The organism is Elusimicrobiota bacterium (assembly GCA_041660925.1).
Lineage (GTDB): Bacteria > Elusimicrobiota > Elusimicrobia > UBA1565 > UBA1565 > JBAZUV01.
This window is the reverse complement of record JBAZVI010000007.1, coordinates 89,955-106,725: the sequence shown is the minus strand read 5'-3', so window position 1 is coordinate 106,725 and position 16,771 is coordinate 89,955. Positions and strand designations below refer to the sequence as shown.

Genomic DNA, 16,771 nt, shown 5'->3' with positions numbered 1-16,771 from the left:
TTCTTATGATGCCATCTTTTAGAGGATGTTTTCATCCTTACTGCCTCCCCCCGCGGGGTGAGGGCAGGGAGGGGGGCAAGCCCGCCAGGGAATAAGCGACCCCGCGTGAAGCGGGGTCGCCGCGTCGTCTGCGGATCCCTACAGCGGCTTGAAGGACTCCACGAGGCGGCGGAAGGCGGGCTGGAGGCGGGGGAAGTCGCCCTTGCGCGCGGTGAGCGCGAGCACGTAGAAGCCGCCCGCGCGCTCGAGGACGACGAGCTCTTCCTTCACCGGGATCTCCGCGGCGGACATGTCCGTGGGGGAGGCCGGCGCGAAGGTGTCGCGCAGGAGGCGTCGCCCCTTGAGCCCTCCGGCCGAGGCGGCGGAGGCGACGGTCTTCTCTCCGGCGATGGGGGCGATGGCGGGTTCGCTCTGGCGCGCGAGGTAGTCGGCGGCGTCCTTGAAGAGGGTGTTGCCGTCGGGGTAGAAGCGCAGGTGGATGAAGGGGCGCGGGGCGGCGCCGCCGCCCGGCTCGCGCAGGGTGAGGCCGGCGGTCTTCGTGCGCTGGTCGGACGCGGCGTCGCGGCTCTCGAGCCAGCCGGCGGGCGTCTCGCAGCGCATGCGCGCCTCCTTGAGTTCCGTGGACTTCGAGGGGGCGTTCATGCGCTTCTCCTTCTTCGGCGGATTGGACGTGGCGCGGGCGGCGGGGCTTGCGCCCCCCTCACCCCCGCCCCCTCTCCCGTGTGACGGGAGAGGGGCGAGGAGCAGGGCGAGGGCGAAAGAGAGGATCTTCATTTCATGTTCCTTTGGGTGGAGTCTTCCCGGCGACCGGCATCGGCGGCGGCGGCTCTCTCTTCTTGGCCGGCGGGGGCGGGGCGCCCGGCTTGGGCAGGCGCTGGAGCTCGCTCTCCACCTCGGAGTTCACTCCTTCGTAGCGCTCGCGCCACATCGCGTAGATGTAGGGCATCGCCCGGTCTCTGGAAGCGAGGAGGGCGAGCTGGGATTGGACCAGCGAGGTCTTCACCTTCCGGAGTTCGGCCTTGAACTGCTCGAGGGTGAGCTGGCCGGAGGGCCAGACCGCGCCGGACGACGCGAGGGCTTCGCGTTCCGCCTTCGGGAGCGCCTCGCGGCGCTTGAGCTCCGTCTGGAAGAGCTCGCGCGGGGCGACGCTGCCGTCCATGATGGCGACGCACTGCCCTTCGATGGAGTAGAGGTGGGGGTAGTAGCTCGAGCGCACCATATCGCGGTAGCGCGCGGGGTCGCGGCGGAGGGTCTCGGCCTTGAGGATGGAGTTGCGGGCCAGCGAGGAGAACTTCTGCTTCTCCGCGTGGAGCTTCCGGAAGGAGGGGTCGGAGGCGGCCTTCTGCAGGGTGAAGAGCGCGTCCATGGACATCGCCTCGATCTCGTGGTCCTGTTCGTTGAAGGAGGGCAAGCCCTTCTTGCGGGACCAATCGTACTGCAGGTGGTGGATGCCCTCGTGCACGAGCCAGGGCGAGAGCAGCTTCAGGGCCGCCTCGAAGACCCGCGAGTCGCAGAGAAGGTCTTTGGCGGAGCGGCCGTCGAGGCGCGCGAGTTCGTTGATGGAGCGTTCGTTGAGGAGGATGGTCTGGTCGCCGGGGTTGAAGGCGGCGAGGAAGTTGATGTCGAGCTCCTGGACGACGAGCTTGAGCGGGACCGTCTTGTAGAACTCGTTGAGCCGGTCTCCGGCGGTGGTCCCTTTGATGTAGTCGAGCAGGCCCTGGCGCAGCATCGTCGAGAGGATCTCGCGGTCCTTCGGATCGAGCTTCCCCTCCGGCTTCGCGGGAGCGGCCCACTGCAGGTCCTGGCGGCGCTCGCCCATGTTGTCGAAGAGCAGGTCGAGGCTCGAGAGCGCGTTCTCGAGCGTGCCGGAGCCCTTCGCCGAGTCGAGCAGGGCCTTCAGCTTCGGGTCGTTGAGGGTCTGAAGCTTCTTCTCGGCTTCGGTGAACGAGTCCGCCGCCGCCTTGGCCTGCATGAGCCGCTCGCTGAGGATGACGCGCTCGCGCTTCGAGATCGAGTTCCAGGCCGTCATCGCGAGGGCCCGCAGCTTGTCGTACTCCGAGGAACTCTTCGGCACCGTCGCCATGACCTGCGCGGCGATCGTGGCGCCCCAGGCCTCCATGCGCTCGCCGCGCTCTGCGAGGGAAAGCTCCTTCCAGGAGGCCTCGTCGTTGCGGTGCTCCTTGAGCCAGGCGATCTGCGCGGGCTGGAGCGCGGACCAATCGCAGAGGGTCTCGAGGAGGAGCTTCGCGTCGACCTCGGGCGCCCATCTCCGGGCCCAGGGGTAGAGCTTCGCCGGCCGGCTCGCGAGCTCCGAGTCCGCGCGCACGATGAGGGCTTCGCGCATCAGGCCCGGCTCTCCGTGGGCTTTGAGCAGCCCGTAGAGGTCCTTGAGCTCGGCGGCGGTGCGGAAGAGCTTCGCGAGGCGGTCGGGGTCCGTTTTGAGGAGGTGGACCTGGACCTCCTGCCCCCGGTCCAGCGTCAGCAGGGAGAGGGCGTAGAAGGGGTCCTTGCCCCAGAAGATGTTCTGCTCGTAGACCGCGAGCGCGGCCTGGACGTCGCCGCCCGGGACGGGGAGGCCGGGGGCCGGGACGATGGAAGTGTTCGCGGGGGCGGAGACCGACTGGGCAGGGGCCGGCTTGGAGACGACCTGCGCCGCCGCGGGGGGGGCGAAGAACGGACCGAGGGCCATGAAGGCCCCCAGCAGCAGTGGGGATAGGGGGTGCACATCCTTAGTGTAATCCGCAACCGGGAAATTTCAAGGGGAAAAAATGGAACTCCTTCCCGGGCCCGCGCGTACTCGGAGTGTGCCCCTGTCCTGGCTCCGGCGTCCCCTCGTGCTGGCGGCCCTGCTCGCGGTCGGCGGACTCTCGCTTGCCGGCGCGCTCGGCCGGCTGCGCCCCCCGCGCGCTCCCGAGCTCGAGCGCTTCCTCCGCGCCGAGCGGGTCTGCCTGCGCGTCCTCCCGCGCTCCGGCTTCGCTCCGAAGCGCGACGGGGAGCGTTCGTGGCTCGAGCTGCGCGCGGCGGCTCCCTCCTGCGCGGCCGCGCCGGCGCGCTGGATCCCCCTTCGGGCCCCGGTCCGCGCGCTCGCGGTCCTGCCGGCCGGCGACCCGGCGAGCGCCGCGCTCCTACCCGGCCGCGAGGCCCTGCTCGAGGGGCGCCTGCGACGGCCGCGGCGCGCGGCGAACCCCGGAGAGTTCGACGAAGGAGAGTTCCTCGCGAGCCGCGGGGCCGCGTACATGTTCCGCGGGCGCGTGCGCGACCCCGGCGCGGGGACGCCGCCCCTCGCGCTCCCGCGCGCGGCCGCCGCCGCCGCGCACCGCCTCCTGCACCGGCGTCTCGAGCGACGCCTTCCGCCGCTCGAGGCCGCCGTGCTCGAGGGCCTGCTGCTCGGCTACAAGGGGGCGCTGCCGCCGGCGCGCGGGCGCGAAGTGCAGGATGCCGGGGTCCTGCACCTGCTCGTGCCCTCGGGCGCGAAGGTGGGGGCGGTCCTCGCCGCGGTCCTCGGGCTCGGCGCCCTGTTCGGACTGCCGCGGGGCGCTCGCCTCTGCGCCGCGGCCGCCGCCGCGGGGTTCTACACCCTCGTCGTGGGGGCGGACGCGCCCTATACCCGGGCCTGGCTCGGCTTCGCGGCCTTCGCCGCGGGCTGGACGCTGCGGCGGGAATCCGGCGCTCTGCAGGCCCTCGCGCTCGCGGCCCTCGCGACCTTCCTCGTCGAGCCGCAGGAAGCCCTCACCGCGGGCTTCCGCATGGCCTACGCGGCGGTCTTCTTCATCGCGCTCTACGCGCTGCGTCCGCGGCCGGCCGAGCGGCCGAGCGCCTGGACCCGCGCGCGCCGCGCGCTCGCGGCCGGGGCGACGATCCAGGCCGCCTTGTGGCCGACCTTCGGCGCGTACTTCGGGCGCGGCTCGCTCGTCGGGCTCCCCGCGAACCTTCTGCTCATCCCCTGCGCCCCCGCGCTCATGGGCGCGGGGCTGCTCGCCGCGCTCGTCCCCGACGCGTGGGCGGGTCCGTTCGCGGCCCTCGCGGGCGCGCTCGCCCGCGCCTTCCTCGGCGTCTGCGCGGTCTTCGCGGCGGCGCCCTTCGCCGCCGTCGACCTGGCCCCGATGGGCGGGGCCGCGACGCTCGCCTGGTATCTCGCTCTCTTCGCGGCGCTCGCGCTGTCCCGGCCGGCGGCCGCGGCGGCCGCGCTGGCCGCGGCCTTCCTCCTCGCCTGGCCCTTCGCCCCCGAGCGCGCGCCGCTCGAGGTCCTCCTGCTCTCCCAGCCGGGCGGGCGGGCCGCCCTGCTCCGCCTGCCCGACGGCCGCAGCGTCCTGCTCGACGCCCGCGTGCGTCCGTCTCTCCTGCGCGGGGTCCTGCGCGCCCAGGGCCTCGCGCGCGTCGACGAACTCTGGCTCCGCGGGGACGCGGGACTCGGGCGCCGGCCCGCCGGGATCCTCTCCCTCGCCGGAGGGCTGCGCCGGTTGCGGGCGCGCAGCGCGTTCGCGCAAGCCGGGGCCGCGCTGCGCCTGGGGGCGGCGGCCGGGGGGGAGCCGCCGGCGCTGGAGCTGAGGCACGGCGCGCTGGAGCTGCGCCTCGACGAGGACTGGGCGAGGGTCCGGGTCCTCCGGGGCGGCGGGGGGGATTATTGTATAATGCTCGCCTCGTCGGGATTCCCGTCGAGCCGCTGCGCCGCGGGGCGGACGCTCTCCCTGCGCCGCGACGGGGCGGTGCTCATCCGGTCGGACGGCATCGATGTCCGCGTCGAGACCACGAGAACATAACAGCGTCCTCCTCTTCATCAACGAGCGCAAGCCCGCGGCCGTCCGCGCGGCCGTCGAGGTGCGCCGCCTCCTGCGCGCGCGCGGCGCCGCCGTGCGGACCGTGCCGGCCTCCATCCGGGGCGCGGGCCGCTCCCCGCGTGCGGAACGCGACTCCGCCTTCGACCTCGCCGTCGTCATCGGCGGCGACGGCACGATGCTGCGCGCCGCGCGCGTCCTCGCGGGCCGCGGCGTCCCCCTGCTCGGGGTGAACACCGGGGGCCTCGGCTTCCTCAACGCCGTCGACATGGCCGGCTTCCGCCGACACCTCGGGAGGATCCTCTCCGGCGGCTTCGCGCGCCAGGAGCGGCGCCTGCTCTCCATCGAGGTCCATCGCGGCGGGCGCCGCGTCTTCGGGCCCTACGTCGCGCTCAACGACTGCGTCCTGCGTTCCGGCGGGCAGGCCCGCGCCGTCGTCTTCAGGGCCTACGAGGCCGGGCGCTTCATCGCCTCCTACTTCGGGGACGGGCTCATCGTCGCGACGCCCACCGGCTCCACCGCCTATGCGCTCGCCGCCGGCGGGCCGGTCGTGCATCCGGACCTGCCGGCCGTGCTCCTCGCTCCCATCTGTCCGCACACCCTCGCCCAGCGGCCGCTGCTGCTGCCCGCCTCCGAGCCGCTGACGGTGCGCCTCGAGGGCAAGCATCCGCAGGACCGACCCAAGGCCCTCGTCTCCGTCGACGGGCAGATCGAGCGCGAGCTCGCCGCGGGCGACGAGGTGCGCATCGAGCCCTGCGGTCCCGCGGTGCAGCTCCTCTTCGACTCGCGGCGCAGCCACTTCGAGGTCCTGCGCGCGAAGCTGCGCTGGGGAGAGCGATGAGGCTCCCATGCTGAAGTCTCTCCAGGTCAAGGATTTCGCGCTGCTCGCCGAGGTCCGTCTCGAGCCCGGGCCGGGCCTGAGCGCCTTCACGGGCGAGACCGGCGCCGGGAAGTCCCTGCTCATCGAGGCGCTGGGCTTCCTGCTCGGAGAGCGCGGCAGCGCCGACTGGATACGCGCCGGCGCCGAGCGGCTCGAGGTCCGAGGGACCTTCGACCTCGACGACGTCCCCGCCGCCCTGCGCAAGGAACTCGGGCTCTCCGGTTCCGTGGTCGTCCTTCGCCGCGAGCTCGACAAGACGGGCCGCGGACGGGCCTTCATCGGCGAGAAGACCGTCCCCGTCGCCCGCCTCGCGGAGCTCGGCGAGGGGCTCGTGGACTTCCACGGCCAGCACGAGCATCAGACCCTGCTCAAGAGCGCGCAGCAGACCGAGCTCCTCGACGGCTTCGGCGGCACCCTGCCCCTGCGGGGCCGCTACGCCGCGGCCTGGAACGCGTGGCGCCGCCTGCTCGAGGAGAAGGAGGCGCTCTCTCTGAGCGAGGAGGAGCGCGCGCGCCGCGTCGAGCTCTGCCGCTACCAGCTCCAGGAGATCGACGAGGCCGAGCTCAGGCCCGGCGAGGACGAGGAACTCGAGCGCGAGCTGCCGCGCCTCAAGAACGCCGCGAAGCTCATCGAGTTCTCCGAGCAGGCCTGCGAGCTCCTGGTCCGCCAGGAGGGCTCCGCCGAGGAGCTCCTCTCCAAGGCCGAGCGGCTCGCCGCCGAGATCGGACGCCTCGACCCGGGGCCGGGAGACCTCGCCGAGCCGCTCGCGCGCGCCCGCGAGACCCTGCGCGAGACCGCCGCGAGCATCGCCGACTATCGCGCGCGCATCGAGGAGCGGCCCTCGCACATCGACGCGGTGCTCCTGCGCATGGACAAGCTCTCCAAGCTCAAGAAGAAGTACGGCCCGACGCTCCAGGCCGTGCTCGAACACCGCGAGAAGACCCTTTCCGAGGCGAACCTGCTCGAGCGCCGCGAGGAGCGCGCCGCCGACATGGAGGCCGACCTGGCGAAGGCGGTCGCCGCGCTCGAGGGCATCGGCGGCGAGCTCCACGACGCGCGGATGAAGGGCGCGAAGAAGCTCTCCGAGCGCGTCGCCGCCGAGCTCAAGGACCTGGGGATGCCCTCCGCCCGCTTCTCCGTCTCCGTCGAGGCCGAGGACGACGCCTGGACCTCCACGGGCGGCGACCAGGTCGAGTTCCTCATCGCGCCGAACCCGGGCGAGCCGCTCAAGCCGCTGCGCTCCATCGCCTCCGGAGGCGAGCTCTCGCGCATCATGCTCGCGCTCAAGACCGTCCTCGCGCGCCAGGACCGCGTGAAGCTCCTCGTCTTCGACGAGGTGGACAGCGGCGTCGGCGGAGCGACGGCCCGCGCCGTCGGGCTCAAGCTGCGCGAGATCGGCCGCGCGCGCCAGGTGCTCTGCGTGACGCACCTGCCCCAGGTCGCCTGCTTCGCCGACGGCCACTTCGACGTCTCCAAGCGCGTCGAACGCGGGCGCACCCTCGCGCGCGTCGAGCGCCTCGAGGGCGAGAGCCGCCTCGAGGTCCTCGCGCGCATGCTCGGCGGGACGAAGGTCACCGAGACCGCGCGCCGCCACGCCCAGGAGCTGCTCCAGAGCGTCCAGGCGCTCCACCCCCTATGACCCAGAACATCCGCGTCCGCTTCGCACCCTCGCCCACCGGCTACCTCCACATCGGGGGCGCCCGCACCGCGCTCTTCAACTGGCTCTTCGCGCGCCGGCACAAGGGGACCTTCATCCTGCGCATCGAGGACACCGACGAGGTGCGCTCGACGCCGGAGTCGGTCTCCGCCATCATCGACTCGATGCGCTGGCTCGGACTCGACTGGGACGAGGGGCCGATGGAGGTCGGCGCGCACGGCGCCGGTTCATGGGCCGCGCGCGGCTCCTACGGACCCTATTTCCAGATGGAGCGCACCGACGGCTACCGCGCCGAGGTCGAGCGGCTGCTCGCCGCCGGCAAGGCCTATCGCTGCTACTGCACGAAGGAGGAGCTCGACGCCGCCCGGCAGAAGGCGCTCGCGGAGAAGCGCCTCCCGCGCTACGACGGGCGCTGCCGCGCGCTCGGCGAGGACCAGCGCAAGGCCTTCGAGGCCGAAGGGCGCAAGGCGTCCGTGCGTCTGCGCATGCCCGACGACGGGCACACCCTGGTCCCCGACCTCATCCGCGGCGAGGTCCGCTTCGAGAACGACCACCTCCAGGACTTCGTCATCCAGAAGACCACGGGCGGCCCGACCTACAACTTCGCCTGCGTCGTCGACGACCATCTCATGGCGGTCTCCCACGTCGTGCGCGGCGACGAGCACCTCTCCAACACCCCGCTGCAGCTGCGGCTCTACGAGGCGCTGGGCTGGACGCCGCCGCTCTTCGCGCACCTCTCGATGATCCTCGGGCCCGACGGCGCGAAGCTCTCCAAGCGCCACGGCGCGACCTCCGTGCTCGAGTACAAGGCGCAGGGCTTCCTGCCCGAGACGATGCGCAACTACCTCGCGCTGCTCGGCTGGTCGACCTCCGACTCGCAGCAGCTCTTCTCGCCCGAGGACCTCACGGCGAAGTTCGGCCTCGAGGGCTGCCAGAAGAACCCCGCGACCTTCGACCCCGTCAAGCTCGAGTGGATGAACGGCCAGTATCTGAAGAACCTCCCGCCGGAGCGCCTTTTCTCCGAGGCGCTGCCGTTCCTGAGGGCCGCGGGGCTCGGGGGGGAGGACCCCGAGCGCCTGAAGACCGTCGTGGTCCTCGAACGCGAGAAGTTCAAGCACCTCACCGAGGTCCCCGCCCGCGTCGAGTTCTTCTTCCGCGAACCCGTCTACGACCCGAAGGCCGTCGAGAAGGTCCTGCGCAAGGACGGCGCCGCCGCGGTGCTCGAAGGCCTCTCGACGATGCTCTCCTCGGCCGCCGACTTCTCCGAGAAGGGGCTCGAGGCCTCCATCCGCGCCTTCTGCGAGAGCCGGACGCTGAAGACTTCGGCGGTCTTCCATCCCCTGCGTGTCGCGGTCTCGGGCCGCACCGAGGGACCGACGCTTTTCGGGATGCTCGAGCTCCTGGGCCGCGAGAAGGTCGTGGCCCGGCTCGGGGCCGCCCGCAAGCTCCTCGCTTGAACATCGTCATCGCGGAGGACGACCGGCTCTCGGGCCGCATGCTCGTCCGGGCGCTGGAGGAGGCCGGCCACGCGGTCACGGTCGTGGAGGGCGCCGGGGAGGTCTCCGACGCCTGCGCCCGGGCCGGGACCGGACTCCTGCTCTGCGACGTGAACCTGGGCGCCGGCGACGGCATCCTGGCGTCTCTCGCCGTGCGGCGCGAGCGGCCCGGCCTTGCGGTCGTCATCATGAGCGCCGACCCCCAGGAGGTCGCCCGCGCCTTCCGCGCCGGTTTCCGGGACGTCCTTCTCAAGCCGTTCACCATGGATGCTCTCAGCGCGGCGATGGACGCTGCGCGGAAGGGTGCTTTCAAGGATGTGGACAAAATGCCCACACCCCCTCCTGCCTCCTCCTGAGTTTCTCCACAAGCGGCTGCTTTCTCCTCAGCGGGATTTCGCGCAGCGAAATCCGGCTCTCGTATTGAATCTGTAACACCGTTCCGCCACAATCTGGGGGTCATGCGCTACTGGCTCTATCAGGATGCGCGCATCCTGGGTCCGTTCTCCCGCGAGGACCTGCTCTCTCAGCCCGGCGTCGGCCCGGAAAGCCTGGTCTGCGAGGAGGGCGCCTCGGGGAGCGCGGAGAAGGATTGGCGCATCCTCGCCGCGCTCGCGGAGGCCTCGCCCGAGGCCGCGCTCGCTTCCGCCGGTTCCGGCGCGCCCGTCGCGACGGCCGCGGCGGGGGGAGGCGCCTCCTCCTTCCTGGACTTCCAGCGCGACGCGAGCGCGGCCCTCGAGGCCCTCGGGCTCGGCGGGGAATGGAACCCGGCGCTGCTCTCCGAGCCGGAGCTCTCGGACCTCTGGCCTCCGGCGCTCGAGCGCCCCATCGACGACGAGCTCCTCTCGATGCGCGACCGGCACACCTCGGAGCTCGAGGACCGCCTCGTCCACCTCAAGGAGGAGTTCCTCGAGGCGCAGAAGCGGCAGGAGGAGCTCGCCGCGGAGCTCGAGCGCAAGAACCGCCTCCTTGCCGACCGCGAGGACGCGCTCGCCGACCTCCAGCGCTCGCTCCAGCGCCGTCGCGTGGCGCAGAGCGAGCTCGAGGCGGGCGCGCCTCCGCCGAAGCCGGCGCCGAAGGTCTCCGAGACGGCCTGGGACGTCGAACTCCCGCCGGCGAAGCTCCCCGAGGCGGCCGTGCCGTCGAGCCCGGTCGTCCCGCCCGCGGCCCCCGAGGCCGCCGCGCCGACGATCCCGATCCTCCCGCCCGCGGTACTCGAGGCCGCCGCGCCGACGATCCCGATCCTCCCGCCCGCGGTCCTCGAGGCCGCCGCGCCGACGATCCCGATCCTCCCGCCCGCGGCTCCCGAGGCCGTCGCGTCGCCGGATCTCGAGCCCGCGTTCCCCTCCCTGGATTCCGCGGCGGCGCCGGCCGCGCCCGAGATCCCCTCGTTGTCGATCCCGCCGCTCGAGGCCGCCCCGCCCCCGCTCGACGCCGCTGCGTCGCTTGAGACCGCGCCGCCGGCCCTCGATCTCGGGGCGGGCATCCCGCCGGCGCTCGAAGCGGCCCCTGCGGCTCTCGACGCCGCCCCGCCGCCTCTCGACGCCGCTCCGGCGCTGGAGGCCGCGCCGCCGCCCCTCGACGCCGCTTCGTCCGGCCTTTCCGAGGGAGCGTCGCTGAGCTCGACGCTCGATCTTCCGCCGCCCATCGACTTCAACGCCCAGCTCGCCGCTCAGCCCGCCGAGGCTCCGGCGACCGCCTTCGACGCGCCGGCCGTGCCCTCTACGGTGACGCCGAACCCCTTCGAGCAGGCGAAGACCGTCATCTTCGCGGGGTCGACGGGCGGCGACCAGGCCGTGCCCGCTCTGCAGCCGCCCCAGGTCGCGCCGACCAACCCCTTCATGCCGCAGCCAGGCCCGCAGACCCCGATGCCCATCGACGCGGGAGCGGGGGCTCAGCTCGGACAGCCGAAGACCATGCTCTTCGGCTCTCCGGGGACGCCGTCGCCGGAGGCGCTCGCCTCCATGGCGCTCACCCCTCCGCCCGTGCCGCTCGCGCCCGGAGAAACGACGACGAGCGGCGAGATCCCGCTCACCGTGCGGGGCGCCGTCCCGGGTGCGTCGGGCCAGCCGAACCTCCCGGAGAACCTGTGGGGACCGCGCACCCCCGTGCCGACCGAGCTGCCCGGCACCGGCGGCAAGCCTTTCGAGGACCTCTTCGCCCCCGCGACCCCCGTCCCCCTGCCGACCGGCGCGACGCCGATGCCCTCGCCGGTCACGGTCAGCAAGATGCCCGCGGCCGAGACGAAGACGGTCAAGCCGCGCAGCTCGAAGGCCTTCCTCATCGGCCTGGGGGCGGCCGCGGTCGTCCTGATCCTCGTCGCCGTGTTCTTCCTGCGCGACCCGCGACAGGTCCAGATGCTCTTCAGCATGAGCCCGCAGAAGAAGCGGGCCGCGCCCGAGGGGACCGCCCAGCCCGCCGCCGGGGCGCCGGCGGCCCCGGACGCGGCGCAGGGGGAAGCGCAGGGGCAGGCCTCCCCGTTCCCGCCGCAGGGACAGGGGGCGACGGTTCCTCCGGCCGGCCCTTCGGCGTACCCTGCTCCGGCTCCGCAGGCCGCCCCGGCCGCTCCGGAGCCGGCCCCCGCGCCGGCCCAGGGCCGGGACTTCATCCAGGACGAAGGCGTGCTCTCGCTCGAGTTCGTCAAGAACTTCTACCTCGACAAGGAGCGCGGGAGCGTGGCGCAGTGGCTCCAGTATTCCTTCATGAGTCCCGGCAACGAGGACGAGTGGGTCGCGGCCGCCGTCCAGTCCAAGGTCTATCTCGTGACCTATCGGGTGTTCCAGGGCGGGCGCGCGAAGCGCGGCGTCGAGCCCATCACCTACCTCTTCGAGGCGGATCTGGAGAAGAAGACCCTCGTCGGCCGCAACCCCGCGGCGAAGGACCTCCTCGGCGCCTCCTCCTCCGGAGACGGGACGCCCGAGGGGGCCCAGGCCGCCGCCGAGTTCGAGGCCGCGCAGGCCCGCGCGGGCGCGAAGGCCGCGCCCAAGGCGGCGCCCGTGAAGCGGGTCAAGGCGAAGCCGGCGAAGAAGGCGAAGGCGTCCGCGCGGCGCGCCGAAGACGAGCAGCTCCCGCTGCCCGAGGAGGGCGAGCTCGACAGGAATCCCGCCGCTCCCGCGAGCTCCGGCTTCAACAACCCCGGGGCGGACTCCGTCGAACTCGCGCCGTGAAAGGGTTGACAAATCCTCCCCTGACTGTTAAGTATTACCCATACGGGGGCCGCCCATGGACCGGGGCGCCCCCCGTCGCGGTCCGACCCGCCGAGAAGGTCCCGTCCATCTATGGCTGAAACCCCGTCGCCTTCGAGCACCATCTCGCTGAGCCTCCCCAAGAGGCTTGGAGAGCTCATGGTTCAGGCGGGGGTCATCACCGACGAGCAGCTCAACTCCGCGCTCACCCATCAGCGCCAGAACGGCGGGAAGCTGGGGACGATCCTCATCCAGAAGGGCATCATCGCCGAGGACCAGCTCATCCGCTTCCTCGGGGAGCAGTGCGGCATCCAGTTCATCCAGCTCAAGGACGTCGCGAACGTCGACCCCGAGGTGCTCGCCAAGGTCCCCGAATCGCTCGCCCGCCAGCACCTGCTCTTCCCCTATCAGATCAAGGACAACACCCTCTGGCTCGCCGTGGCCGACCCCCTCAACGTGCTCGTCCTCGACGACCTCAAGATGATGACCGGGCTCGACATCCAGGCGGTGCTCGCCTCCGAGGTCGACATCCTCGAGTCCATCGACCGCCAGTACGGCAAGCAGTCGGCCCAGGGCGCCCTCGAGGAGATCGTGAAGGCGACCGGCTCGGAGGAGAAGGACTCCAAGGGCGTCGACGTCGTCAGCCAGGAGGAGGAGGCGGCCGCTGCCGGCGAGAGCATCCTCAGCCTCGAGCGCTCGGGCGACGACGCGCCCATCATCCAGATCGTCAACCTCATCATCAGCGCGGCCATCAAGGCGAAGGCCTCGGACATCCACATCGAGCCCTTCCCCAAGGAGGTCAAGGTCCGCTACCGCATCGACGGCGTCCTGCACGAACAGCCGGCGCCGCCCAAGCGCTTCCAGAACGCGCTGGCCTCGCGCATCAAGATCATGGCGAACCTCGATATCGCCGAGAAGCGCCTCCCCCAGGACGGGCGCATCAAGCTCAAGATCGGAGAGAAGGAGTACGCGCTGCGCGTCTCGGTGCTCCCCGTCGTCAACGGGGAGAAGATCGTCATGCGCATCCTCGACTCCTCGGGACTCAAGGTGGACGTCAAGCAGCTGGGCTTCGAGCCCGAGTCCTTCGCCATCTTCCAGAAGGCCATCCGCGCGCCCTACGGCATCAACCTCATCACCGGCCCGACCGGCAGCGGCAAGTCGACGACCCTCTATTCGGCCCTGACGGCCCTCAACGAGCCGGGCGTCAACATCAGCACCGTCGAGGACCCCGTCGAATACCAGCTCGTGGGCATCAACCAGGTCATGGTGAACTCCGAGATCGGGCTGAACTTCGCGGCCGGCCTGCGCTCCTTCCTGCGCCAGGACCCCGACATCATCATGGTCGGCGAGATCCGCGACCTCGAGACCATCTCCATCGCCATCAACGCCGCGTTGACCGGCCACCTCGTCTTCTCGACGCTGCACACCAACGACGCGTGCGGCGCCATCACCCGCATGGGCATGATGGGCATCGAGCCCTTCCTCATGGGCTCCTCGCTGCTCATGGTCGTCGCCCAGCGCCTGGTGCGCAGCATCTGCCCCAAGTGCCGCGAGGCCTACGAGGTCGACGCCGACTGGCTCCTCAAACTCGGGGTCTCGCGCAACATGATGCAGACCGAGGGGGGCAAGGTCGTGCTCGCCCGCGGCCGCGGCTGCGACAACTGCGCGGGCACCGGCTATCGCGGCCGCGCCGGGCTCTACGAGGTGCTCGACGTCACCGACCCCGTGCGGGCGCTGATCCTCGAGAAGGCCTCGATCGCCGCGCTCAAGGAACAGGCGCGCAAACAGGGCATGCTCACCCTGCGCATGTGCGCGGTGCGCAAGCTCCTCTCCGGGGCCACGACGGTCGAGGAGATGATCCGCGTCACCGCCTCGGATGCCGGTTAGCGCGCCGGATATACTATGATTCAGGAGCGTCGGGGGCTCGCGTTCTGACGCGGCACGGCCGCGCGCCCCACGAGGGATTTTCATGGTATCGATGAGCGAGCTGTTCATGATGATGCACGAGAGGGGGGCCTCCGACCTCCACCTCACGGCCGGCGCTCCCCCCACGCTGCGCATCGACGGCGCGCTCGTCCCGACCCCTTTCGAGCGCCTCACCGGTGAGACCACCCAGCAGCTCGTCTTCTCGCTGATGACCGACGAGCAGCGCCAGCGCTACGAGTCCACCAACGAGCTCGACATGGCCTTCGGCCTCAAGGGCATCGGCCGCCTGCGCATGAACGTGTTCCGCCAGCGCGGGGCCGTCGGCGCCGCCATCCGCTCCATCCCCCAGTCGTTCATGACCTTCGATGAGCTCGGGCTGCCGAACGTCATCTACGACGTGATGAAGATCCAGAAGGGCCTCGTCCTCGTCACCGGCCCCACGGGAAGCGGCAAGTCGACGACGCTCGCCTGCATGATCGACTTCCTCAACGAGCGCGAGAACCTGCACATCGTCACCGTCGAGGACCCCATCGAGTACGTGCACACGCACAAGAAGGGCCTCGTCAACCAGCGCGAGATCGGCAGCGACACGCAGAACTTCGGGCAGGCCCTGCGCCACATCCTGCGCCAGGACCCCGACGTCATCCTCATCGGCGAGATGCGCGACCTCGAGACGATCCAGGCCGCGCTCACCATCGCCGAGACCGGCCACCTCGTCTTCGCGACCCTGCACACGACGGACTCCGCGCAGACGATCAACCGCATCATCGACGTCTTCCCGCCGCACCAGCAGGAGCAGATCCGCGTCCAGCTCTCCTTCGTCCTGCAGGCGGTGTTCTGCCAGGTCCTCGTCCCGCACGTCTCCGGCTCCGGCCGCGCCCTCGCCTCCGAGGTGCTCATCGTCACGCCGGCCATCCGCAACCTCGTGCGCGAGCAGAAGGTCGAGCAGATCCACATGACGATCCAGACCGGAGGGAAGTTCGGGATGCAGACGCTCAACCAGGGCCTCTGCGACCTCTACCGCAAGCAGCGCATCTCGTATCAAGAGGCCCTGCTGCGCTCCTCCGACCCGGAGGACCTCAAGCGCCTCATCCAGCGGGGGGTCAGCGGCACGCCCGCCGCGTCCTGACCCATGCCGACCTACGCCTACAAGGTCAAGGCCGCCGACGGGGCCGTCCTCAACGGGACGATCGAGGCCCCGCAGCAGAAGGCCGCCGTCGAGAAGCTGCGCCTCCAGAAGATGAGCGTCCTCGAGATCAGCGAGGCCGGGGGCGGGCTCATCGGGCAGATCAAGACCAAGCTCGGCATCGGCAAGGGCAGCGTGGGCTCGAAGGACCTCGTCATCTTCTCGCGCCAGCTCTCGACGCTGGTCTCCGCCGGCGTGCCCATCGTCCAGGGCCTCTCCATCCTCGAGGAGCAGATGGAGAACCCCGCCTTCCGCAAGATCATCGGCGAGGTGCGCGGGGACATCGAATCGGGCCTCTCCATCTCCGACGGTCTCCGGAAGCACCCCGACGCCTTCCCCGAGATCTATACGGCGATGATCAGGGCCGGCGAGCTGGGCGGCATCCTCGACACCATCCTGGAGCGCCTCTCCGCCTTCCTCGAGAGCGCGGAGGCCCTGAAGGCCAAGGTGAAGTCGGCGATGATGTACCCGGCCATCGTCATCACGATCTGCCTGGCCGTCACGGTGTTCCTGCTCACTTTCGTCATCCCGACCTTCAAGGGCATCTTCGAGAGCTTCGGCCGCGAGCTGCCCTACCCGACGCAGGTCATCATCGCCATCTCCGACGCGCTGCGCAACCAGTGGTACATGATCCCCATCGTGCCGACCGCGATCTGGCAGGGCTTCGTCCGCGCCTACAAGACCCCGGCGGGGAGGAAGTACATCGACGGCAAGATGCTCAAGGCGCCGGTCTTCGGCATCCTGCTCAAGAAGGTCGCGGTCGCCAAGTTCACTCGCACGCTCGGCACGCTCATCAAGTCGGGCGTGCCCATCATGCAGGGGCTCGAGACCGTCGCCGCCACCGCCGGCAACATGGTCATCGAGGAGGCGGTGCTCAGCGCCCGGGAGAACATCCGCGAGGGCGGCCGGCTCGCCGACCCCCTCAAGAAGTCGGGGCTCTTCCCGCCGATGGTGACGCAGATGATCTCCGTCGGCGAGGAGACCGGCTCCCTCGACACCATGCTCATCAAGATCGCCGACTTCTACGACCAGGAAGTCGACACGGCGGTCAAAGGCCTGACCTCGATGATCGAGCCGCTCGTCATCGTGTTCCTGGGGACCGTGGTCGGCGGCATCGTCATCGCGATGTTCATGCCCATGTTCGAGATGGGCAGCATGGCGGGATGACGGACGCGCCGCTCCCCGACGGGCCGGCCGAGGCCCCTGGACCCGAGCCCGACCGCCTGCCGTTCTCCTGGCTCCGGCCGTTCGCTCTCCTGAAGAGGAGAGCGCGCTTCGCGGCCATCTGCTTCCTCTGGGCTCTCGTCATCCTCTGGGCGCTCGCGTGGATGTTCTCCGGCTATTTCAAGCATCCGAACATCCGGGCGATGGCCAAAGAGGCGCGCGCGTCCGACATCACCTACATCCAGGCGCTGCGCGACCCCGCCGCCGTCTCCAAACGCGTGCGCTGGCACCTCACCCATACCCCCGGCGAGTGGTACTATGAGGGGAACCATTCGGAGCCGGTCGCCTGGGCCTCCGGGGAGCCCGATCTTCCCATCACGGGGCAGTCGGGAACGCCGAACGACGTGACCGTGCTCGCCACCGTGACGGGCAGCGACGGAAAACGGGTCACGCTTTCCTTCATCGGACGCGATTAGGGGGCGCTCTTCCCTATCTCCCCTTCCCG

Annotated in this window: 12 protein-coding genes; 10 read left to right on the top strand and 2 right to left on the bottom strand. The window is 71.0% G+C overall.

Annotation, left to right across the window (positions count from 1 at the left end):
- Positions 1 to 138 precede the first annotated feature (138 nt).
- Together WC969_10990 and WC969_10985 are read right to left on the bottom strand one after the other, a co-directional pair.
- A complete protein-coding gene (locus WC969_10990) occupies positions 139 to 774 on the bottom strand; it encodes a hypothetical protein (GenBank protein ID MFA6030370.1) in 636 nt (211 codons plus the stop codon).
- A gap of 1 nt (position 775) precedes the next feature.
- A complete protein-coding gene (locus WC969_10985) occupies positions 776 to 2,725 on the bottom strand; it encodes a hypothetical protein (GenBank protein ID MFA6030369.1) in 1,950 nt (649 codons plus the stop codon).
- Between the two features lie 79 nt (positions 2,726 to 2,804).
- Here WC969_10985 and WC969_10980 point away from each other — a divergent pair, with 79 nt between their 5' ends.
- The 10 genes from WC969_10980 to WC969_10935 all read left to right on the top strand — a co-directional run bounded on the left by WC969_10980 (position 2,805) and on the right by WC969_10935 (position 16,742).
- The gene (locus WC969_10980; protein ID MFA6030368.1) at positions 2,805 to 4,760 is read left to right on the top strand and encodes a ComEC/Rec2 family competence protein; all 1,956 of its coding nucleotides are present in this window, start codon (positions 2,805 to 2,807) and stop codon (positions 4,758 to 4,760) included.
- Complete coding sequence (locus WC969_10975; protein ID MFA6030367.1) at positions 4,732 to 5,616, top strand: NAD(+)/NADH kinase; 885 nt, start codon at positions 4,732 to 4,734, stop codon at positions 5,614 to 5,616. The genes WC969_10980 and WC969_10975 overlap by 29 nt, the downstream gene beginning before the upstream one ends.
- A gap of 7 nt (positions 5,617 to 5,623) precedes the next feature.
- Entirely contained in the window at positions 5,624 to 7,294 is a 1,671-nt protein-coding gene (gene recN, locus WC969_10970; GenBank protein MFA6030366.1) for a DNA repair protein RecN, read from the top strand.
- Positions 7,291 to 8,769: a glutamate--tRNA ligase gene (gene gltX / locus WC969_10965; protein ID MFA6030365.1), complete on the top strand. Its 1,479-nt coding sequence runs from the start codon at positions 7,291 to 7,293 to the stop codon at positions 8,767 to 8,769. The genes recN and gltX overlap by 4 nt, the downstream gene beginning before the upstream one ends.
- Positions 8,766 to 9,164, top strand: a complete 399-nt coding sequence (locus WC969_10960) for a response regulator (GenBank protein MFA6030364.1) — start codon at positions 8,766 to 8,768, stop codon at positions 9,162 to 9,164. The genes gltX and WC969_10960 overlap by 4 nt, the downstream gene beginning before the upstream one ends.
- A gap of 102 nt (positions 9,165 to 9,266) precedes the next feature.
- Entirely contained in the window at positions 9,267 to 11,972 is a 2,706-nt protein-coding gene (locus WC969_10955; protein ID MFA6030363.1) for a hypothetical protein, read from the top strand.
- Between the two features lie 111 nt (positions 11,973 to 12,083).
- Positions 12,084 to 13,877: an ATPase, T2SS/T4P/T4SS family gene (locus tag WC969_10950; GenBank protein ID MFA6030362.1), complete on the top strand. Its 1,794-nt coding sequence runs from the start codon at positions 12,084 to 12,086 to the stop codon at positions 13,875 to 13,877.
- 91 nt (positions 13,878 to 13,968) lie between these two features.
- Positions 13,969 to 15,045: a type IV pilus twitching motility protein PilT gene (locus WC969_10945; protein MFA6030361.1), complete on the top strand. Its 1,077-nt coding sequence runs from the start codon at positions 13,969 to 13,971 to the stop codon at positions 15,043 to 15,045.
- A gap of 3 nt (positions 15,046 to 15,048) precedes the next feature.
- Positions 15,049 to 16,269 carry a type II secretion system F family protein gene (locus WC969_10940; GenBank protein MFA6030360.1) on the top strand — a complete coding sequence of 407 codons (1,221 nt, stop codon included), beginning with the start codon at positions 15,049 to 15,051 and terminating at the stop codon, positions 16,267 to 16,269.
- Complete coding sequence (locus tag WC969_10935) at positions 16,266 to 16,742, top strand: hypothetical protein (GenBank protein MFA6030359.1); 477 nt, start codon at positions 16,266 to 16,268, stop codon at positions 16,740 to 16,742. Before WC969_10940 ends, WC969_10935 begins: the two co-directional genes overlap by 4 nt.
- Positions 16,743 to 16,771: the final 29 nt, after the last annotated feature.